Origin of the sequence: Flavobacterium sp. (assembly GCF_027531705.1) — a bacterium.
Classification (GTDB): domain Bacteria; phylum Bacteroidota; class Bacteroidia; order Flavobacteriales; family Flavobacteriaceae; genus Flavobacterium.
On sequence record NZ_JAPZSP010000024.1, the window covers coordinates 47515 to 71038 of the forward strand.

Here is a 23524-nt window from a genome sequence, read left to right on the forward strand (position 1 = left end):
CAATATGAAATTAGATTCTAAAATACCAGAAGGACACATTTCTCAGAAATGGACCGATTATAAAGATCATTTAAAATTAGTTGCACCAAACAACAGACCAAAAATTGATATTATTGTTGTTGGAACAGGTTTAGCTGGAGCTTCGGCAGCAGCATCGTTTGGTGAAATGGGTTACAATGTTAAAGCATTTTGCTTTCAAGATTCGCCAAGACGAGCGCACTCTATTGCTGCTCAAGGAGGAATAAACGCTGCTAAAAATTACCAAAATGACGGCGATAGTATCTTTAGATTGTTCTATGATACTATTAAAGGTGGTGATTACAGAGCTCGTGAAGCAAACGTTCACCGTTTAGCAGAAGTTTCAGGAAACATTATTGACCAATGTGTCGCGCAAGGTGTTCCTTTTGCTAGAGATTACGGTGGATTGTTAGATAACCGTTCATTTGGTGGAACACAAGTTCAAAGAACTTTTTATGCTGCTGGACAAACCGGACAACAATTATTATTAGGAGCTTATTCAGCTTTATCAAGACAAATCGGACTTGGACGTGTAAAAATGTACAACCGTCACGAAATGTTAGATTTAGTAAAAGTAGATGGAAAAGCTCGTGGAATTATAGCTCGTAACTTGATAACAGGGGAATTAGAAAGACATTCTGCTCATGCTGTTATTATTGCTTCTGGAGGTTATGGAAACGTTTATTTCCTTTCTACAAATGCTATGGGAAGTAATGTTACTGCTGGTTGGAAAGTTCATAAACAAGGAGCGTTATTCGCAAATCCATGTTTTGTTCAAATCCACCCAACTTGTATTCCTGTTCACGGAACAAATCAGGCAAAATTAACTTTGATGTCAGAGTCATTGCGTAATTCAGGGCGTATTTGGGTTCCTAAGAAAAAAGAAGATGCTGAAGCAATTCGAGCAGGAAAATTAAAACCAACACAATTAACAGAAGAAGATAGAGATTATTTCTTAGAAAGAAAATATCCTGCTTTTGGTAATTTAGTACCACGTGATGTGGCTTCAAGAGCAGCAAAAGAAGTTTGTGACGAAGGAAAAGGAATTGAAGCAAACGACACTAATGAAGGAGTTTATTTAGATTTTTCTACAGAAATCCAAAATAAAGGAAAACAAGCTGCTTACGCGCAAGGAAATCATAATCCAACTCCAGAAGAAATTACTTCTTTAGGGAAACAATGGTTAAAAGAGAAATATGGTAACTTGTTTACAATGTATCAAAAAATTACGGACGAAAATCCATATGAAACTCCAATGAAAATCTATCCAGCGGTTCACTATACAATGGGTGGAGTTTGGGTTGATTATAACTTACAATCTACTATTCCTGGTTGTTTCGTAGCTGGAGAAGCTAATTTCTCTGACCATGGCGCTAACAGACTTGGAGCTTCAGCTTTAATGCAAGGTTTAGCAGATGGTTATTTTGTTCTTCCTTACACAGTTTCTAATTATTTGGCAGACGAAATTAGAACTGGTAAGATTTCTACAGATACACAAGAATTTGTTGATGCTGAGAATAGAGTTAAAGATTCTATTGATAAATTCTTGAACAATAAAGGATCTAAATCGGTTGATCATTTCCACAAACGTTTAGGATTAATTATGTGGAACAAAGTTGGTATGGGTAGAAATGAAGCTGGTTTAAAAGAGGCTATTGCTGAAATATCTTCTTTAAAAGAAGAATTCTACAAAGATGTAAATGTTCCTGGAAACGCTGATGAGTTAAATCCACAGTTAGAAAAAGCATTACGTGTTGCCGATTTTATTGATTTAGGTCAACTAATGGCAATGGATGCTTTACAAAGAAACGAATCTTGTGGAGGGCATTTCCGTGAAGAATATCAAGATTCTGAAGGTGAAACATTACGTGATGATGAAAACTTCTCATTTGTTGGCGCTTGGGAATATAAAGGTGATGATATCACTAAAGAAGAGCTTCACAAAGAAGAATTGAAATACGAGTTTATCAAAATAGCCGCAAGAAATTACAAATAATAGAGTTATGAGCGCAGCAAAAAATATAAATATTACCCTAAAAATTTGGCGTCAAAAGAACTCCAAAGCTAAAGGAAATTTAGAAACATATAAATTGAATGATGTTTCTACAGCAAGTTCGTTTTTGGAAATGTTAGACCAATTAAACGAGCAATTAATCAATGATAGTATCGAGCCGATTGCATTTGATCATGATTGTCGTGAAGGAATTTGCGGAATGTGTTCTTTATACATCAACGGTCGTGCACACGGTCCAGATACAGGAATCACAACGTGTCAATTGCACATGAGAATGTTCAAAGATGGCGATACCATATTTGTTGAACCATGGAGAAGTAAAGCATTTCCTGTAATTAAAGATTTGGTTGTAGATAGAAGTGCTTTCGATAGAATTCAACAAGCAGGTGGTTTCGTTTCTGTAAACACATCAGGAAATACTATTGATGCAAATGCAACTCCAATTGCTAAAGACGATGCCGATAAAGCATTTATGGCTGCAGCATGTATTGGTTGTGGTGCTTGTGTTGCAACTTGTAAAAACGGTTCAGCAATGCTATTCGTTGGAGCAAAAGTATCTCAATACGCATTATTACCTCAAGGAAAAGTAGAAGCTACAAATAGAGTTCTAAATATGGTTCGTCAAATGGATGAAGAAGGTTTCGGAAACTGTACCAATACTGGTGCTTGTGAAATCGAATGTCCAAAAGGAATTTCATTAGAAAATATTGCAAGAATGAATAGAGAATATCTTTCTGCAAGTTTGAAATAATTAGCTTTTTTGTCATTCTGACCAAAGAACAATCTCAAACGCATTCATTAATTTGGATGCGTTTTTTATACCAATCCTTTTTCAAAGGCAACTCTAACTAATCCTGCCGAGTTTTTTACTCCTAATTTTTGCATTAAATTACTTCGATGCGACTCTACTGTTTTGTTGCTAACAAAAAGTTCATTTGCAATTTCATCTGTCGTGTATTCTTTGATTATTAAAGCCAGAATTTCTTTTTCTCTACTAGTTAATTTTGGAATAAAATAACTCGAGTTTTCAATTCCTATTGAATCATTTAATAGAATATCGCTAATTTTTTTTGGCAAATATCGGTTACCGTTATTTACTTCTTTTATAGCTTCAGTAAGTTCGGTTTTGCTAGTGTTTTTTAGCAAATAACCCATAGCACCATTTTTTAGAATTTGTTTGATGAAAATGCTGTCTTCAAAATTGGTTAAGGCAATGATTTTTAAATCTTTATGCTTTTCCAAAAGCTCTTTACAAGCGTTAATCCCATTTCCGTCTGGTAAATTGATATCTAACAACAAAACCTCAACAGAATCATTCAAGTTTTCAAAAGTATCCTTTAGGTTTTCAAAAGATTGTAAAACTTCGATTTCTTTGTTAGATTTTAGCATGTTTTTGATGCCTTCAATCACAATTGTGTGGTCGTCTGTAATGGCTATTTGAATCATTTTACTTTATTTAAATCAATAGAAATAGTGTAAGAAGTTCCCGTAGAAGAACTATCAACATCTAATTGTGCGTTTAGAAAATCAATTCTTGTTTTAATGTTTTTATGACCAATTCCGTTAGAAATAGTGTTTTTATCAAAACCAATTCCGTTATCTTCAACCGTTATAAAAAGTTCGTCTTCTCTATAATTGAATTGAATCATAGCTTCTGTTGCTTTGGAATGCTTTAAAATATTGGTAACCAATTCTTGAATAATTCTGTAAATTACCGTTTCCGTTTTTTTGGAAAGTGAAATATAATTACCAAAAGTTTGAAAGTCAATTTTGAAATTATCAGAATTATTAATCTTGATACAATATTCCTTAACGGTTTCTAACAAACCATAATCTAAAATGGAAGACGGCATTAAATTATGAGAAATGCTTCTAACTTGTGCGCACGATTCGTCAATCATATTGATGACTTTGGTTAAATTTTCGGTATCAATAGCACTTAAACCTGATTCTTCTAGCGTGGACAATCTATATTTAATTGCAGATAAATCACCATTTAAACCATCGTGCAATTCTTGAGCAATTCTACGTCTTTCTTTTTCTTCACCATCAATTAAGGCTTCTAATTTTGCAATCTCTTGTTGTTGTTGTAAAGCAATTATTTCCTTATTTTTTATTTTTTGGCGTTGTCTGTAGAAATACCAAATACCTAACGAAAGTAAAATTAAACCTAAACTTGCTATAAAATATAGTTGTTTTTCTTTTTGGCTTTTGATTAAATCTAACTCTTGTTTTTTGAGTTTAACCTGTTGTTCAGCAATAGACTTGTCTTTTTTTTCGGTTTCAAATTGGGTTTGAAGTAAAGTAGTTTCTTCCAAATGATTGTGAGAAAAAACAGTATCTTTAAGAGCATAACTTTTTTCTAAAAAATCATAAGCTTTTTGAGGTTGGTTAAGTTTATTATGAATTTCGGAAAGACGTTTTAATGTTTTGTATTCAAATTCACTTGCACCAATTTTTCTTGAAAGTTCTAAGGATTGATTGGCTAACTCCAAAGCTTTGGAATAATTGCCATCATTGAGGTATAAACCACTAACAATGTACATCAAATCATTTTTTCGAATAATATCAACAGCGGAATCAGCAAGTTTAAATGCTTTTTCGTAATATGGAATAGCTTTTTTATACTCTTTCTTTATTCTATAATATTCACCAAAATTTCGAGTAACATAAAACCATAACTCATTATTATTTTCTTTGACAGCAATTGCTTCGGCTTTTTTGAAATAAGATAAACTTTCAGCAAAATTATTATATCTTATATACCCAAGTCCCATGTCTCCATACAATAACGCTAATTGCACTTTATTGGCTTTAGGCATAAATTGTTCAGCTTTTTTTAGATAAAAGAACTCTAACTTTTTGTTTATGAATTGTGTATAAACCGCTGATAGGTTTTGATAACTCTGACTAATTAAGGCACTATCTTTAGTTTTTTCAAATATTTTGATAGATTTAACATAATTTTTTATTGCTTCTGGATATTCGCCTTTGTATTGATACGTGTTAGCTAAATTTGCATAACTTTTAGCGACACCGATTTCGATATTATTTTTTTTGCAAAAGGCAATTGTTTTATTAAAACGATATATTGCAGAATCATACATACCCATATTACTATATGGAAAGGCACTGTTTATTAACGACTTATACATGCCGTTTTTATAATTAGCTTTTTTACTAAGTAAATAGGTTTTATCGTATAATTTTAAAGAAGCCTTAGGATTGGATACCTCAAGATTGGTTGCATCATCTATCAATTTTAAAATTTGTAGTGTGTCTTTTTGAGAAAGTACATTTGTTGAGAAGAATACAAAAAATAAAATAAAATATTTAAACATAACTAACTGTTTTACTGTGTTAAAATTAAGAAATAAATAGATTGCATCTACTCTTTTGGCATTAAAAAGAGTAGATTACAATCATTCACAAAGAAAACTAACTATTTATTGTTTAATTATCTTCTTTTGAAAAATAGTTTCTCCAGAATAGATTTTGAAAATATAAATACCATTTGCCACATTACTAATATCAACATGAGAAGTATTTTCTGTTTTGGTAGTAACCGTTTTTCCTAAAATATCAAGTATTTCAATTTTATCTATTTTAAGATTATCTTCATTTGAAATTGTAATAATTCCTTTTGTTGGGTTTGGAAATACTATAATTGAATTTGTTGAGTTTTCAAAATCAGTCGTTGCTAAATTTGAAATCGTGGTTACAGATGAAGTTGATGTACAAGCATTATAATCAGACAAAACATAAGTTACCCTATAATTACCAGTTTGAGTAATCGTTAAAGTTTGAGAATTGGCTCCAGAAATTGCTACACCGTTCAAAAACCACTGAATAGTTCCAGTAAAAGCAGGTGATGCAGTTAGTGTATTTCCACTAACATTTATAGTCGGTGTTGGTGCTCTATCAGGTTGTTCTGTAAAAGTTCCTAGATATGAGCCTATGTGACCTTCGCGAGCGATGCAACTAAATATAGGATTTGTAGTAGAATTTAATCTTCCGCTAACATAAAAAACACCTTGATTATTAGTAGCTAATGATTTTGCAAAAGCTCCTGACACACTACCAAAAGTAAACGAATTTTGAAAAACACCATTATAATCAATTTTGGAAACAAATGATGGTCCGTTTGCTGGATTTAGAGTTGTACTACCTAAAGCCAAAGTTGGAATTCCAAAAACTTCTCCAGCACAAAAAACACCACTACCGTCAGGATTATTTAGCAAAGCCCATGTTTGAGCTCTTTGAGTAGTAGATTTTAACCAAATTTTATTTCCAGCTGCATCCATTTTTAAAATACCTCCAAAACCTATACTGCTACCAGTATTTGTAATCGTGTCTGTACCAGCTGTTAGCGAAGAAATGACTTGTACGCCCATATAAATTCCGTTGTCATTGCCTACTGTCATTGGAATTTGATTGTTATCTGGTGATCTTAGTCCATTGGTATAGTTAGCCCAAACAAAACTCAAATTTTCTGTAGTTCTAATAGTCAATGCTGCTGTTTCAAGAAATTGATTGCCTGTTGGGGTTAATGTAGTTGTTCCATAAGTAATTGTGCCTCTAGATTCTGCCGAAAAAACTAGATCTCCATTGGATAAAACTCCCGATCCTTTAAAAGAAACGCCAACATTTGCTGTTGCTGGAACAAAAGAAGTCGCTGTTAAAGTGGCAACATATTGTCCATCAGTATTTAATTTACTAATAGCCAAATTTCCCGATTGAAAATAGATATGGTTGTTGGCAAATTGCAACATAGGTGATGCCGATAGTGGACCACTCGAATTGTTAAAAGCTGTCCAAAGCAAATTGCCAGTTGCACCAAACTTGATAATATAATTTCTATTAGCAACACCTACAAATGTTTCGGTTTCAATTTTTAATGAGTTTGTTCCACTTAACGTACCTAAAACATACACATTATCATTTTCTCCTATTTGCAAATTTAATGGCGTAAATCCAATACGTTTGATATTTTGCAACACTCCTGAAGCATTGAATTTATACAAAAAAGCAGTTGTTGTTCCCGAAAACGAATCAGCCGTTACACCTTGACATATTTGCTGACCGTTTGCTCCATTTAGCATATAAATATTTCCTTGTGAGTCTCTTGCTATAGGAATTGCATCCGAAAAACTATTTGCTACACCAGAATATCCTGCTGTAGAAACCCAATCAAACCGTTGCGCTTGTGAAAAAGCACTAATAAATAAAAGTAATAATGTAATTTTTTTCATGATTATTGGTTTTGTTGATTATTGTTTAATTATTTTCTTTTGAAAAACAGTTTCTCCAGAATAGATTTTGAAAATATAAATGCCATTTGATAAATGAGAAATATCAACTTGAGAAGTGTTGTTGGTTTTTACAGAAACGGTTTTTCCTAAAATATCAAGTATTTCAATTTTATCAATGCTAAGATTATCTTCATTTGAAATGATTACTATTCCTGTTGTTGGGTTTGGGAAAATAGAAAGTTCATTGGCAACAAAATCATTAGTTGCTAGACTTCCTGCGCAGGCGATAGCAATGGGTGTTGCTTGTGAATATAAAGAATTGCCATTTCCTAATTGTCCTAGATAATCAGAACCACAAACCCACATACTATCATCATTTTTTAAATACATAATATGATCTTCACCTGCATCAAATGTTTTCACATCAGTAGCAATACCAACTTGGGCTGGTGTAGAAAACGAACCGCCTTCAAAGCCATAGCCCAATTGTCCACTTGCATTAAGACCCCAAGACCAAACGGAACCATCAATTTTTTGAGCAAAACTACCTATATAACTAGCAGCAATATCTTTCCAATCTGTTGCTAAACCTATTTGTGTTACAATTTGAGTATCCGTGGTATTTCCTTGACCAAGTTGTCCGTAAAAATTATAACCCCAAGACCATAAAGTACCATCTGTTTTTAAAGCTAAACGAAATCCTGCGCCACAGACTACTTTATCCCAAGTAATGGAAGAAGTAACCTGTTGTGCTTGAGAGGGTAAATAAGGTTGCGTGTTTCCCCAAAACCAAAGCGTACCGTCTACTTTTATAGCTGCATAAGTACCATTGTGACTAGAAATACTTTTCCAATGATCTGAAGTTGTTCCAACGAGCTGAGGTGAAAGTACCGGAGGAGTCAATCCAAAATTAGTACCACCCCAAACCCATAAGGTTCCGTCTGTTTTTAAAGCTAACGTTGTGTAATAAGCGCTAATAGATTCCCAATCGGTGTCGCTACCTATTTGCGTTAGGGTCATAACATCTGTTTGGGTACCATTTCCTAATTGACCACTTGGGTTTTTACCCCAACCCCAAAGTGTGCCATTATTTTTTATTACGAGTGTGTATTCTGATGCAGCTTCTGCAAATTTCCAATCGGTGTCAGTGCCTATTTGTATGGGTAATTGTTGATTACCATAATCACCTTGAATTCTGCCCCAAGCCCAGAGCGTTCCATCGTTTTTAATAGCCAATGTAAAGTTATTTCCTGCTGAAACTTGTTTCCAACATTGACTAAATGTTGCTATTGCATTCAGAAGAAACAATAGAAGTATAATCCGTTTTAGTGCATTTTTTTTCATGATTATTGTTTTTTTAAATTATTTTTAATTTACTCTTTGATATATTTTAGTACTGCCACCTTTTAATAAAAATCTGTTTTCATCTGCTAGAAAAGGAATGCTTACCTCTTCATTTGTATTTAAATCATAAAAAACTACATTTTTCCCTTCTGTGTACCACCCTTCTGTGGTTACATTGCCGTTCCCTCTGCTTTCATAAGTAACATCGCTTGTTCCGCCAGCACTACTGCCTGACCATGACAAACATTCACCATTAGGTTTAAATTGAATAAAATAGTCTGTTGCTGCCGATGCGTAATCGCCTCCATAACCGCCACTGCTCAATACTTCGGTATAGCGCCAAGTGCCTATGAGTCTCCTGTCTTTTGCTCTTGAATTTAATTGAGTACTTGGTTTTGAACTTGAACTATTAGTTGTTTCGGAGGTAGTTATATTGGAATCTCCGTTAGTAATAGTTAGATTATTTTCACCACCAGAAGTATATCCTTGTTTGGTAAGTAGTAGTTCAACAACTTGATTGTTTAATTCAGGAAAAGTGATAGAAAAACGAAGTATGTTGTCTCTTAAATTTGCTGTAAAATCATAATACACATTTTTACTCTTATCCTTTAATTTTCCAGCCATGGTGTTTCTATCGCTAATGGCAATCAATTCGTTTTGAACGCCATCCATATAAAAAAATCCTTTTACTACAGTTTTGTTTTCTGTCAACTCTGCCGATATAGAAGCGTTTTCATAAGACGCAATATATTTCCCTGTAAATATTCCGCTAGTCAAATTCATCTTTTTAGCTGTTGGTTTATTCTTTTTTGGCGAATTGTTTTGTCCACAAGCCGATAAAAACAAGAGTAAAAAGCAAACTGATATCGATTTTATTTTTGTTGTTTTCATAATTATAACTTTTTAATTTACTGTGAAAATGGAAAATGTTCTTGAGAAAAGCCCTTCTAATCCTACTGATGTGTTATTTATAAAGTATTTGCCAAGAGCAGAAATATGCACATTTCCATTATTTGAAATTGACATTGCTGCGTTTAAGACATCACCTTGTGCATCGGTTGTTAGAATTGTAGTTTGACCGTTTTTTGAAAGTTTTAAAACCATTTTACCTGTAGCATCAGGATTTTTTTCAGAAAAAAGTATATGAGCATCACTTCCTTTCACTTTCATATCAAAAAGAGAGGAGGTTGAAGTTCCAGAAGTTATATCTGATTTGATATTATTTTTCCAAAAAACGATTTTTGAAGATGAATTACTTAATGGTACTTTTGCTGAAACATAAATATCGTTAGAACTAATTTGAACGACACCAGTACCAAAACTAAAATCGTTAAAAATCCCAGTCTCTATTGTGTTGATTGTTCCATTTTTCCATGTTTTTAATGAAATTGTGTTTGAAAGAGACGTTTCGCGAAGTAAAACAACAACATCGTTCCCATTTATATCCAACCCATTAACTAAAGTGGGTAATGTTGGATTTGAAATTACTGTAGCAGCACCATTTTTCCATAATTTTGCTACGCTACTAGTACCATTTTGCTCTGAGCCTGCAATGTAAACATCTCCATTTAGCACTTCCATATTCAAAACTTGATTAAAGCTCGAGTTATTTGTTAAAATAGTTTCATCACCATTTTTCCAATATTTGAAAACATTGTTAGATTTACCTAATATGTAAATATCATTGTTATCTACTTTTAAATCAATTGGAAAATTATTTGGAATAGTTTGTATAAGCACACCGTTTTTCCATACTAAAATTTTCCCATCTTCATTAAACGAACTATTTATTGCATAAACATCATTGCCACTAACAACAATTTTTTCAACAATGGTTTGAACATCTGGTAATGATGGTAAGATAGTAGGAACACCGTTTTTCCAAATAGTTGGTACTTGAACATTATTACCGCCTCTAGTAGATCCTCCAATATAGACATCGGTAGTAGCAAGAGTAGTCGCAGTTTCTTCATTGTCGTTTGAGCAAGAAGTACTCATTATTGCAAATAGCAAACAAGTAATTAAATTTTTTAAAAGTGTTTTCATGTTGTTGATATTAAATTATTGAAACAAAAAATACTATTGATTTACCAACGCAAACTACTATAAACCAATCAATTAGATTTAAGGGTAAATGCTGTTTTTTACTTCTAAGGGTTTTCCCTTAAACGAATTGAACTTTACTTTTTTTCTAATGCTTCAATTTTAGTTTTCAATTCTTCGATAATTACTTGTTGTTCTTGAATAGCTTTTACCAAAACAGGGATGATTTCGGCATATTTCATTCCTAATTTTTCTGTTTTTTCCCAAGTTTTTTCTTGACTTTCAGGTATTTCTTTCCAGTCATAATCAACAACAACTTCGGGTAAAACTTGCTGAACTTCTTGTGCTACAAAACCTAAATGTGTGGAAGAATTATCAATTTTAGCATCTTTCCATTGAAAAGAAATTGGTCGAAGACTTTTTATTTTTTCTAGACCATATGACAACGGTAGCATTTCTTTTTTATCAGTAGCATCACTAGTTTGAATAACACCATTTACTGCATGAACTGATGTCCATCTTCTTATGCTTTGTCCTAATGGAATAGCATTATCAGTAACTGGAGTAAAAGAACCACCGCCTACACGAACCACATCGGTTACTGTTGCTAAATCGTCATTACTTTGTGCAAAAACCAAATCACCTGTGTCGTTTCGCATTTGCCAGTCTGAACCTGAACGTTTGAGTTCAATACCGACATCTGAAGAACTTGTGCTTGTAATACGAGCATAACCTATTGCTGTGCCTGAAACTTCTAGTTTTCTATCAGGTGTTACGGTTCCTAGTCCAAATTCCCCAGTTGATTGTAATGTGATTAAAGTACTTGCAGAAACTGCACCTGGAGCAGTTGTTGCTGTACTTATTTTAAAAGATTCGGCAGAAGTATCCAATCCCATATTAAAATGTCTAGCACCTGTATTTCCAAAATGCATAAAAGCATCACCAGTTCCAGATTGTTCAATATATAGCTGACCATTAATTGTAGAAGGTGTGTTTTCAGTAATTTGTAATTTTCTTGATGGCGCAGTTGTACCAATTCCAAACTCTCCAGTAGTTAATATTCTTACTCTTTCTATATTATTGGTTCTAAAAGCCAAACTTTGGTTATCTGTAGTTCCTATAAAATTAGCTATTGGATTTGTTCCTGAATTACCTATTAAACCCCAAGCATTAACAGCAGGGTTTTGCCAAGTTGCAGTTCCGTTGGCATCACAAGTTAATATTTTGCCAATGGCTTGATTTCCATCAACCATTCTTAAATTACCTACTAAATGAAGCCTTTCTTGTGGTGTTGAAGAACCAAAACCTGCATTCCCGTTTTTAAGAATTACTAGTGCGTCGCTTCTTTCGCTAGCGTCTATGAAATCATTGTCATTCGTATCTATTGCATTACCTATTACAAATAGCCTATCAGTAGCATTGGGGGTTCTAAATTGAGTATCGCCATTAGTTGAAGGTGTATAATCTGTTGCGCCTATTCCTAAAGCCGTTTCTCCATAACTTTTAGCAGTGTTCGATCTTCCAAATGAAGTTGACAATTTTCCATTTGCGATTGTCACTTGTCCAAAAGCAGTTGAAAATTCTCCGCTAGCTTCAGTATCGTAACCAAATGCAGTTGTAAAATTTCCACTTGCGGTTGTATTCCATCCTAAAGCAGTTGTAAAATTTCCGCTTGCTGTAGAATGTGTTCCAACCGAAGTCGAATAATCTCCACTAGCTTCTGTTTCATATCCAAATGCAGTAGAAAAATTTCCACTTGCGGTTGTATTGAATCCAAAAGCAGTTGCTAATTGATTGCTAGCAGTAGAAGAATATCCAAAAGATGTTGAAAATGAACCACTAGCCGTTGAACGTCCAAAAGCAGTGGCAACAGCACCACTAGCTATTGAAAATTGACCAAAAGCAGAAGAAGAGTTACCACTTGAAGTTGTTCTTAGCCCAAAAGCAACTGATCTTATACCAATATTTTCATCATCCCATTGTGTTCCATCAACATCACCTGCTCTAAAAGCTGCTTTTCTTGGATTCCAAACCATTCGAGTTCCCGGACCAGATGGTGCAATTGCACCGCTAGTATAAACGCCTGTTGAAACCAAACCATCAGTACCATCAATAGTTACTGCTCCTGCATCAGCAGTAATGGTTTTTCCGTTTCCTGCTCCTCCAAAATCGTAAGCTTGGTCTAATGTACCTATATTAGTTCCTGCTATGGGTTTCCATGAAGGTGTTCCTGAATTATCCCAATAATAAAATCCAGGTAAATCAGTTCCTGATGTTGTAGTTAAATAAACCATCATTCCTTGTTGAGTAGCCGTTGGGTTTGTAGCAGGAAAAACATCAACTTTTGGAATTAAAATTCCGTCTGTGTTACTTGGTGCTGCTTGGTCACTTGACTTAATTTCTAATTGCGCATTGGGCGTAGTTGTGTTGATTCCAACTTGTGCAAAAATTGATTTTATACCTAAAAAGAATAGTAGAAGAAAATAGCTTTTTTTCATGCTCAAACACTTATTGATTTATAAGTGCAAGCTACTATTAGACAACCAATTAATTTTCAGGGTAATTGCTGTTTTTCTTTTCTAAGGGTTTTCCTTGATAAATGATAATGGAAATTTAAAAAAAAAAATTAATTTCAAGTTGTAGCTATTTTTTCTAAAAAGGCTGTGAAGTTTTCTTCATGAGAAACATTCAATTTCTTTCTTACTTTATAACGAGCTGTTTCAACTCCTCTTGTAGAAATATTTAGCAATGGAGAAATCTCTTTGTTGGTTAAATCCATTTTTACAAAAGCACAAAGACGCAATTCACGTTTGGTAATGGTTGGATCTAATTGCTTTAATTTTTCAAAGAAATCATGATGGATTTTTTCAAAGTTTACATCAAAAATTTCCATGTATTCTTCCCCAATTTTATGCTGATTGAGTTTTTGAAAAATTTCAGTTATTTTTCTTCTAGATTCTTCACTTTTTAGAAGTTCTCTAAGTTGTTTTAAATCATCTTGTAAATCATTAAAAGCATTCTTTTTTTGACTTAATAAAAGCGTATAGTTTGCTAATTCTTTGCTCTTGCCAATTATATCTTCTTCGAGCGTTAATTTATCTTTGTAGATTTCTTCTTTGTCGTGTTTTAGTTTTAGCTTTTCTATTTCTAATTCAAGAAGTTGCTGTGTTTTTTTGACTTCAATTTTTGATTTTAATCTTTCAAAAGCAATTTTCTTGCTAACATATCTCGACAGAAAATAAATAAATGATATTCCTGCTAACAAGTAAATAAAGTAGGCTAAATTAGTTTGGTACCATTTTGGCAAAATGGTGAATTGAAAAGAAGTTTCTTCGCCAACAAGTCCAGCTAAATTTCTGCTTTTTACAATAAAAGTATAATTTCCTGGTCGAAGATGTGTATATTCTTTGAAAGCGTTTTTTTGCCAAGGCGACCAATTTTCATCTACATTTTCAAGTTTATAACTATAATTTATCTCGGTACTCGAAATCATTTTGGGCGAAGAAAACTCAAAACGCAAAATGTCTGTTTGATTTGGAAGTGTAATTTGGTTATTTTCAGAATCAATTTCAATTAACTTTAATTCTTGATTATGAGTATAATTAACTTGCGAAATAATTGTTGGAAACTTATCTTTTGCTTTAGTATTGAAAATTGTGTACAGATATAAACCTGAGTTTGTGCCAAAAAAAACTTTATTATTGCTTATTGGATAAATACTTTCCATGCCACGATTAAAGCTTCCTTTAAGATTAAGAAACAAATCTTTATTGAGTTTAGGATTTTCAATATTTGAATAAAAATAACCAGCTTCATCATCTTGAATAAACCAAGTTTTAGAATTTGCTTCAAGTATTTTTCTGGTATTTTTAGTTGTATCAAATAACTTATTCAAAGCAGAATATGGTTCAAATTTATTAGTTAGATTATTGTAAGTATAAATTCCGGTATTGGTTGTGAATACAATTTTGCCTTTCCAATTAAAGACATTAATATTATACGGCGATTTAAATCCGTTTTTATTTGTAAAATGATCAACAGCATCAATTCGACTATAATCTGAATTAAAATGAACCTTGTAAACACCTTTGTAACCATGACAAATCCAGTAAGTGTTTGGCTCATAATCGGCAAGAATATCTCTACTAGATTCGTCAAAACCTTTTATTTTGTTCTTAATTATCCAAGTTTTTCCTAGTTTTTCAACTAAGTATAATCCGTTGTAATTTGAGGCAAGGAATAAATTTGATTTTTCTTTAATCTTGGTAATTTTCCAAAATCCAGTTTGTGTTCCTATTTTTTGGACTTTTCCGTTTTCTAACTTATAAATTCCGGTATCGTGAGAAATAAGAATTTCATTGTCAATATCTTGAATAGCCCAACTTTGCCCTTGAAGTCCTTCAACTTTAACAAAATTAAAATTATTATTTACGGATGAAAAACTGGAATAAAACACTCCATTATTTGTGGCAACATAAACCGTATTTCCTTTTACAAGAATATCATAAACTGATGCACCATCAAAAACTGAAATAAAAGGAGATTTGAAATCTAAAAAACTCAATCCATTATTTTGTAAAACCCAAATATTTTTATTTTCAGTTTGAAACAAACAATGAATTGAAGCATAAGAAAGCCCAGCAGAAATTTCATTGTCTCTACTAATAAATCCCAAATTGTTCAATTTAATAATTCGAGAACTCAACGTTCCAAATAAATAATCATAATTATCAAGGCAAATACCCGTAATAACTTGATCGCTTTTTACACCAGAAAAAAGATAGTTCTTGTCAATAATTGCTTTTTTAGAAATATCTCCAGTATAAACAAAACCCGATTTTGAAGTAAGAAGAATAATATTTGGATTTTTTGTCGGAAGAATAGAAGCTAATTCATCTAAAGGAAAAATAGAATTATCAAAAACAAGTTCAAGGCTTACTGATTTAGAATTCAATTTATAAACTCCAAATTCTGAATCTTGAACATAATAATTATCTCTAACGTTTGCTGAATATAAAAAGGATTTGTTAGAAGGTAATTGAGTAACTCTACTTCCATTAATAACTATTAGCTCTAAGAATGATCTGTAAATTATAAATTTATCATATTGATGGACTTGCCATAAATTTTCAATATTTTTATCTTCTAAATGAAATTCTGTAACAAGAGATTTGTAAAAGTAGTCTCCAAATTTATTTTTTTGCAAAGTTCCCAACTCATTATAACCACCAACATATATTTTACCGTTGGATGTTTTAACAATACTTCTAACAGACGAATTATTTGGCAAATAAACTTTTTGCCAATGTTCACCGTCAAAAACTAATGCGCCATCATTATTTCCAAAAATAAGAGATTTATCATTAGTCTCACACATTGTCCAAAACTGAGGATCGGCTTTAAAATCATTTCTATAATAATTTACAATTTTAGGTGTTCCTAACTTATTCTGTACCAAATCGTTTATATGCTTAGTCTGACATAACCCTAATGAAGCATAAAATATCCAAATAAAAAAAACCTTTTTTAACATGTATATATAATCTGAAAAATACTAATTCTATTTAGCTCTTTTTTTATTAAAAAACAAATATACTAATTTTAGAGAGATTGCTTGAATTATTTTTTTTAATTAAAATGCTAAAAAATAATAATTTATAAAAAAAAAAGTATTTAAACAGTAATCAAATATCTTAGGAACGTAAAACAAGTGTAATAAATTTACAACGTTTTCGCTAAACAAAAATTAATATTGTGGTAACAATAATTTCATTTTTCATTGTGCTAAATGAAATAAAAAAACAAAACAAATTTTAATATTAAAACTTATGAATTTAAAACTATTTTCAAACAGGTTTAGGGATAATTTTTTCCTATTATCTATGTTCTTCGTTTTGATTGTATCTGTACAAGCTCAGAAAAAAGTTTCTGGTATTGTAACATCAAAAGGGCTTCCACTAGCAAGTGCTAATGTAGTAGCAAAAGGAACAACTGTAGGCACTTCAACAGATTTAGAAGGAAAGTTCTCATTAAACGTGCCTTCTTCGTCAACAACTTTAGTAGTTTCCTATTTAGGATTTGCTACTAAGGAAGTTTCAATTACAAATGGTGAGATGAAAGTTTCACTTGAAGAAGACAAAAACATATTAGAAGAGGTTGTAATCAATGTAGGTTACGGAACTCAGAAGAAGAAAAATTTAACAAATGCTGTTTCAACAATAAAAGCTGATGCTTTTGATAACCGTCCTATTTTATCAGTTGCTCAAGCCATTCAAGGAAATGCAGCAGGAGTAAATGTTGTACAAACTTCGGGAAAACCGGGAGCAAGTTTTGATGTAAGGATTAGAGGACTAAGTTCTATAAATTCTGAAAACTCTCCTCTGTATGTTGTTGATGGAGTTCAAACAAAAGATATTTCTGGTTTAAACACCGAAGATATTGTTGATTTTTCAATTCTAAAAGATGCAACTGCAACTGCAATCTATGGCGTTAATGGTTCAACTGGTGTTGTAATCATTACTACAAAAAAAGGAAAGTCAAATAAAAATGATTTCCAATTTAGTTCCTATTTAGGTTCTTCAAAAGCAGTCAATAATGTAGATGTTCTAAATTTATCAGATTATAAATTATTACTCAATGATATTAATCCAAGTTATGTAACAACTGCAAACGAGGCAAAATATACAGGAATAAATACTGATTGGCAAGATGAAATTTTAAGAACTGGTATCGATCAAAATTATAATTTTTCTTATGCTGGAGGAACTGATAAAGTAAAATTATATGGAGCTCTAGGGTATCAAACAATGGAAGGTATAATAAACCCATCAAAATTTAACAGATTCTCTGGAAAAATAAATGTAAATGCAGAACTTTATTCTTGGTTGAAAACAGATGTTAGTATGAATGTTATTCAATCAGATGGCTCATATATTAGTGATAATAATAGTGTTGGACAAGGTGGTGCAGTTATGAGTGCTTTAGTAACTCCTTCATTTTTGCCTATTTGGGGTTCACAACTAAATATTAGAGATACAAATCCTGACGGATCATATAAAGATGGATTTAAAGATGGTCAATATGCTGAAAATCCTTATCAATCTGGTTGGGAAAATCCAGTTTCCTTATTATCAAGACAAAACACAACGGATATAAACAGATACTTGAGCAGTATTAGTTTTGATGTCAATATTTTACACAATTTGGTTTGGAAGCCTATGGTATCTTTAGATTGGACAAGATCCAACAATTTACAGTTTGTTGATCCATACAGCAATGTTTGGGGGAGAAATGGAGACAACAATCCTACATCTGATAAAGGTAGAGGAAGTAACACATTAGAAAACAATACTAATTGGAATTTTGAAAACACCTTGAATTATGCATTGAAATTCGATAATTCAGAATTAACCTTATTAGGTGGTACGTCAATGCAAAAAAACAAGTATATAAAAGATGCAAATTCTGGAACAGGGTTTTCTGTTGAACAAACTAGTTATGACATCAATGCGGCAAAAAATCAATCTTTCGAAAATAGAGAAAATGAGGTTAGAAGTCTTTCTTATTTTGGAAGAATAACCTATACTATTAAAAACAAATATATTTTAAATGGGGTGTTTAGAGAAAGTGGTGCGTCACAATTGGCAAAAGGAAATAAATGGGGATTTTTTCCAGCAGTTTCCGCAGCTTGGATTGTATCAAATGAAGATTTCTTAAAGGACATAAACACTATTAGTGAATTAAAACTTAGAGGAGGTTGGGGAAAAACAGGTAACTTATCTGGATTACCAGCTTATTCCAGCTTTGATTTAAATTACACTAATCCTCTGTCAAATGCAACAACTCTGGATCAAATTGGTAATTCAGACTTGAAATGGGAAACAACTACTGACATTAATTTAGGTTTAGATTTGGCTTTATTTAATAATAGAATCAGACTCACAACGGATATATATAAAAAGAATACTAAAGACCTACTTCAAATTATTTATTTTCCTGGTTTTTCAAAACCATATTACTATAATGCTGGCGAAATCGAAAATAAAGGATTGGAGTTAGGGTTGAACACAAGAAACTTGGTAGGTGACTTTAAATGGAATTCAAATTTTAATATTTCTTTTAACGATAATAAAGTAGTTGAATTAGGATTATTAAAAAAATTGCCTTTTCAAAACTTAACTTCTTTGGGAGAAAGTGTCATTTTATTAACTGAAGGAAGTTCTTTAGGAAGTTTTTACGGCTACAAAGTTGACAAAGTTGATCCAGCTACAGGAACATTGCTATACAAAGATGTTAATGGAGATGGAACTATAACTCCTGATGACAGAACTAATATTGGAAATCCAAACCCAAACTACACTTTTGGGTTCAGTAATGATTTTAGTTATAAAGGTTTTAGTGTAGATGCTCTTATTACGGGTTCGCAAGGTGGAGATATTTTTAACGCATCAAGAATGGACTTAACATTGATGAATAACTACAACAATCAATCTACAGAAGTCTTAAACAGATGGACTACACCTGGTCAAATTACCGATGTTCCAAAAGCTAATGATGCAAGTGCTTTACATGTTTCAGACAGATTTGTAGAAGATGGTTCATACTTCCGATTAAAAGCTGTCACGTTAGGTTATCAATTTAAATTGGAAAAATTGAAATTAAATACAGTAAAACTATATGTTACTGGACAAAACCTATATACAATAACAGATTATAAAGGTTTTGACCCAGAAGTTGGAGCTTTTAATAATGCTACCGGAATTGGTCAAGGTATTGATTTGGGTACATATCCTCAGGTGAAAACATTTATTTTTGGAGTAAAAGCCAATTTTTAATACTAAAATATTAATACTATATAATCATGAAAATATTTAAAAATTATTTAAAAATAGTAACTGCATCAATGGTGTTGTTTTTAACATCTTGTTCCGATTATTTAGATACTGAGCCTATTACAGAGGAAGCAACCACGCTTAATAATGGCATTGTAATAGAAGATGCTGCAGCTGCCGAATCTAGAATGAATGCAGTATATGGAACTTTTGGGTCAGGTTATTGGCAACTAGATTTTCTATTAGCAGGTGACGGGCAATCTGACAATGCCTATATTGGCGCAGATAATCCTGCTGTTTTTCAATATGAAGCTTATCAAATGCTATCTACTAATTCTCAAATGAAAGGTGATTGGAATGATATTTATAATAATATAAATACATGTAATATTGTAATCAATTATGTTGACCAAGCAACTGACCTAACTACAACTCGAAAAAATGAGATGGTTGGTGAAGCCTCATTAATTAGGGCCTTAAATCATTTTCAAGCGGTTCAACTATGGGGCGATTGCCCAATTGCTAAAACTGCAATCTTTTCAATTTCAAGTGATAACTTCAACGAAGTTTTCAATGAACTTTTTCCTGCAAGAAAACCCGTTAATGAAGTATATGCGCAAATCATAGCAGATTGTTTAGTTGCAATAGAAAAAGCTCCAGATGCTTCTAATAAATTTAAAGCTAACAAAATGGCAGCTCACGCTCTTCTTGCAAAAGTTTATGCTACAATGCCAAATCCTGATTGGGCAAAAACAATTCAACATTGTGATGTTGTTATTGGTGGTGGTTATACCCTTTTACCTACATTTGATCATCTTTTTGATAGCGCGCACGAAGGAAATGCTGAATCAATTTGGGAAATTAATGGCGACGGATGGAGTAGTCCAATTGGAGCATGGAATACTTTCATGTTTTTAGGAACAGATTGGAAAAAATTTAATGCTCCTTCTCATACTTTAGTTCAAGCTTTTACTAGTAATGGTGATACTCAAAGATTAGCATCTACTATAACTAGAGATAATGTTAGCTGGTCTGATAACTATTGGTCTTCAACAGCTTATCCATTTGCTTATAAAATGAGAGATACTAACGGTAATCAAAACTTCTATATTGCTCGTTTAGCCGATATTTTATTATTGAAAGCTGAAGCTTTGGCAAGTACTGGTGATGTAACTGGTGCAATGTCGCTGGTAAATCAAGTAAGAACAAGATCTGGAATTGCAACAATTAGTGCTACTGGTCAATCTGATGCAATTGATAAAATTCTTGAAGAAAGATTAATGGAATTAGCTTTTGAAGGTGATCGTTGGTTTGATTTAAAAAGAATGGGGAAAGCTATTCAAGTATTGTCACAACAAAAAGATGGTAATGGAAATGTTTTGTCATCTGCATCAAACATCAATGCGAATAGACTTTTATGGCCTATTCCTCAAGATAAATTGGATGCTAATGCACTATTAACTCAAAATCCTGGATATTAATTTTTGTTAATTTAATCCATTAATTTGAACTGCTACAATAGAATCTCAAAAGTACATTTTGAAATAAATGAAGAATTTAATTTTTTACATATACTTTAAAAATGTTTCCCAATTCTATTAAAAAAATCTTTTAGCGTTCTTATTAATGGATTAATATTTAGTTTTAGTGTTTTTAATACTATTTTGTTTAAGTTGATTTGTCCATTAATAGCTTCTACTATAAATTTGCTAGAAGCTTTGATGGATAATGTAAAAAAGATGAGAAAAGTAATTACAATAACAGGTCTTCTATTTTTTAATATATTGAGCTATCAAGTAAATGCTCAATTATTGAACATAATGACATATAATATTCGTCTAAATCTAGATTCGGATGGGGAAAATAGTTGGACTAATAGAAAAGATTATTTTATATCTCAAATACAATTTTATGAACCTGATGTATTCGGAATTCAAGAAGCAACTCCAAGTCAAGTAATCGATATTGCAAGTTCATTAAATCAATACAATTTTGTCGGAACCGGCAGAGAAGGTATTGGCAAAGGCGAATCTTCCAATATTTTTTATAAAAAAAATCGTTTTAGAGTAATACAAGAAAGCACTTTTTGGCTTTCAGAAACTCCTGATACAATTTCTAAAGGTTGGGATGCAGCTTATAATAGAGTTTGCACCTATGCCTTATTAAATGACAAAAAAACTAAAAAAACATTTTGGGTATTCAATACTCATCTTGACCATATAGGTGAAGAAGCCAGAACTAAAGGCCTCCAACTTATCCTTTCAAAAATTCTGTTTTTAAATAAAAATAAATATCCCGTAATTTTTATGGGAGATTTTAACTCGGAACCAACTGAGGAACGAATTATCAATCTTAAAAAAGAAATGATAGACAGTCGTGATATATCCGAACAAAAACCCTTTGGTCCGTCTGGAACTTTTAATAGTTTTAAACATAATGAACCTGTAACAAAACTTATAGATTATATTTTTATTTCAAAGAATAGCAATATTAAAGTATTAAAATACGCAATTTTATCAGATTCTAAAGATTTGAAATATCCTTCTGATCATTTGCCTGTTTTAATCCAAATAAAACACAACAAAAAATGACAAAAAAAAGTTTTAAAATAATATTTAAGGTGCTTATAGCTAGTATTTTATATAGCTGTGCTCAATCTTCGGATATACCAAATTCAACAACAAAACCCACTACAAGTGAAGTTGATTATTGGGTTACAAAATCAGACGAATCCATCAAACTACAAAAACAAACCAATAATCTTAATTTTAATACAAACAATAATAACTATACAACTATTGAAATTAATGAAAATCAAACCTTTCAATCAATAGATGGTTTTGGATATACACTTACGGGTGGTAGTGCAGAAGTTATTAATCAGTTATCAGTTTCAAAAAAACAAGAATTATTACAAGAACTTTTTGGTACAGCTGATAATTCCATTGCTATAAGTTATCTACGAATTAGTATTGGTGCTTCCGATTTAAATAGTTCTGTTTTTTCTTATGATGATATGCCAAATGGCCAAACTGATATTAACTTATCAAATTTTAGTCTGACACCAGATAGTCAATTAATTAATTTACTAAAAGATATTCTCATAATAAACCCCAACATTAAAATTATGGCTGCGCCTTGGTCACCTCCTATTTGGATGAAAGATAATAATAGTTCTGTAGGTGGAAGTTTGCAACCTCAATATTATACAGTATATGCTCAATATTTTGTAAAATATATTCAGCAAATGCAAGCTCAAGGAATAAGAATTGATGCAATAACTCCTCAAAATGAACCTTTGAATCCAAATAACAATCCGAGTTTGTTAATGACTGCTATTCAACAAACCGATTTTATAAAAAATCACTTAGGTCAAGCTTTTCAATCGTCAGGTATTACAACTAAAATTGTTGCCTACGATCATAATTGTGATGTTCCAGAATATCCTTTAACAGTATTATCAGATTCTACAGCAAATACCTATGTTGATGGCTCAGCATTCCATTTATATGCTGGCGATATTTCTGTTTTAAGTAATGTTCATAATGCATTTCCTAATAAAAATATATATTTTACTGAACAATGGACAGGTTCGAATAGTTCTTTTGAAGGAGATTTAAAATGGCATTCAAAAAACGTTATTATTGGTTCTATGAGAAATTGGAGTAAAATTGCATTAGAATGGAATTTGGCCAACGACTCAGGTTTTAATCCTCATACTCCTGGCGGTTGTACAATGTGTAAAGGCGCTTTAACAATTACAAATGCAGACAATTATATAAGAAATGTAGGCTATTACATCATCGCCCACGCTTCGAAATTTGTTCCAACTGGCTCAGTTAGAATTGCAAGTAATATTTCAGGAAACTTAAACAATGTCGCTTTTAAAACTCCAACAGGCAAAAAAGTTCTTATTGTTGAAAACGATGGAAATACTGCGGAAACATTCAATATAAAATATAATAACAAATGGGTAACCGTTTCACTTGATGGTGGAGCAGTTGGAACATTTGTATGGTAAT

The 23524-nt window shown here is 32.1% G+C and carries 14 protein-coding genes; 6 read left to right on the forward strand and 8 right to left on the reverse strand.

What is annotated here, in order from left to right; translation table 11 throughout:
* Positions 1-4 precede the first annotated feature (4 nt).
* Both O9267_RS09910 and O9267_RS09915 read left to right on the forward strand, forming a co-directional pair.
* A complete protein-coding gene (locus tag O9267_RS09910; RefSeq protein ID WP_298178805.1) occupies positions 5-2014 on the forward strand; it encodes a fumarate reductase/succinate dehydrogenase flavoprotein subunit in 2010 nt (669 codons plus the stop codon).
* A 7-nt stretch (positions 2015-2021) separates the two neighbouring features.
* Complete coding sequence (locus O9267_RS09915; RefSeq protein ID WP_298178807.1) at positions 2022-2783, forward strand: succinate dehydrogenase/fumarate reductase iron-sulfur subunit; 762 nt, start codon at positions 2022-2024, stop codon at positions 2781-2783.
* 65 nt (positions 2784-2848) lie between these two features.
* Here the strand turns inward: O9267_RS09915 and O9267_RS09920 are convergent, their stop codons facing one another.
* From O9267_RS09920 to O9267_RS09955, 8 genes are all read right to left on the reverse strand, one after another.
* Positions 2849-3478, reverse strand: a complete 630-nt coding sequence (locus tag O9267_RS09920) for a response regulator transcription factor (RefSeq protein WP_298178810.1) — start codon at positions 3476-3478, stop codon at positions 2849-2851.
* Positions 3475-5373 (reverse strand): sensor histidine kinase, encoded by a 1899-nt coding sequence (locus O9267_RS09925; protein ID WP_298178812.1) that lies wholly within the window; start codon positions 5371-5373, stop codon positions 3475-3477. The genes O9267_RS09920 and O9267_RS09925 overlap by 4 nt, the downstream gene beginning before the upstream one ends.
* A gap of 105 nt (positions 5374-5478) precedes the next feature.
* A complete protein-coding gene (locus O9267_RS09930) occupies positions 5479-7284 on the reverse strand; it encodes a T9SS type A sorting domain-containing protein (RefSeq protein WP_298178814.1) in 1806 nt (601 codons plus the stop codon).
* A gap of 18 nt (positions 7285-7302) precedes the next feature.
* Positions 7303-8628, reverse strand: coding sequence for a T9SS type A sorting domain-containing protein (locus O9267_RS09935; RefSeq protein ID WP_298178817.1), 1326 nt, complete (start codon positions 8626-8628; stop codon positions 7303-7305).
* A 24-nt stretch (positions 8629-8652) separates the two neighbouring features.
* Complete coding sequence (locus O9267_RS09940; RefSeq protein ID WP_298178820.1) at positions 8653-9519, reverse strand: hypothetical protein; 867 nt, start codon at positions 9517-9519, stop codon at positions 8653-8655.
* Between the two features lie 12 nt (positions 9520-9531).
* Positions 9532-10674: a hypothetical protein gene (locus O9267_RS09945; protein ID WP_298178823.1), complete on the reverse strand. Its 1143-nt coding sequence runs from the start codon at positions 10672-10674 to the stop codon at positions 9532-9534.
* Between the two features lie 134 nt (positions 10675-10808).
* On the reverse strand, positions 10809-13169 hold the full coding sequence (locus O9267_RS09950) for a tail fiber domain-containing protein (protein ID WP_298178825.1): 2361 nt from the start codon (positions 13167-13169) through the stop codon (positions 10809-10811).
* A gap of 134 nt (positions 13170-13303) precedes the next feature.
* Positions 13304-16204 (reverse strand): triple tyrosine motif-containing protein, encoded by a 2901-nt coding sequence (locus O9267_RS09955; RefSeq protein ID WP_298178827.1) that lies wholly within the window; start codon positions 16202-16204, stop codon positions 13304-13306.
* Positions 16205-16499: 295 nt separating this feature from the next.
* On the opposite strand from O9267_RS09955, the gene O9267_RS09960 reads away from it, so the two are divergent.
* The 4 genes from O9267_RS09960 (at position 16500) to O9267_RS09975 (ending at position 23523) form a co-directional block, all read left to right on the forward strand.
* Positions 16500-19505, forward strand: a complete 3006-nt coding sequence (locus tag O9267_RS09960; RefSeq protein ID WP_298178829.1) for a TonB-dependent receptor — start codon at positions 16500-16502, stop codon at positions 19503-19505.
* A 26-nt stretch (positions 19506-19531) separates the two neighbouring features.
* Positions 19532-20983 carry a RagB/SusD family nutrient uptake outer membrane protein gene (locus tag O9267_RS09965; protein ID WP_298178831.1) on the forward strand — a complete coding sequence of 484 codons (1452 nt, stop codon included), beginning with the start codon at positions 19532-19534 and terminating at the stop codon, positions 20981-20983.
* Positions 20984-21241: 258 nt separating this feature from the next.
* Complete coding sequence (locus tag O9267_RS09970) at positions 21242-22093, forward strand: endonuclease/exonuclease/phosphatase family protein (protein ID WP_298178833.1); 852 nt, start codon at positions 21242-21244, stop codon at positions 22091-22093.
* The gene (locus O9267_RS09975) at positions 22090-23523 is read left to right on the forward strand and encodes a glycoside hydrolase family 30 beta sandwich domain-containing protein (RefSeq protein ID WP_298178835.1); all 1434 of its coding nucleotides are present in this window, start codon (positions 22090-22092) and stop codon (positions 23521-23523) included. Before O9267_RS09970 ends, O9267_RS09975 begins: the two co-directional genes overlap by 4 nt.
* Position 23524 lies beyond the last annotated feature (1 nt).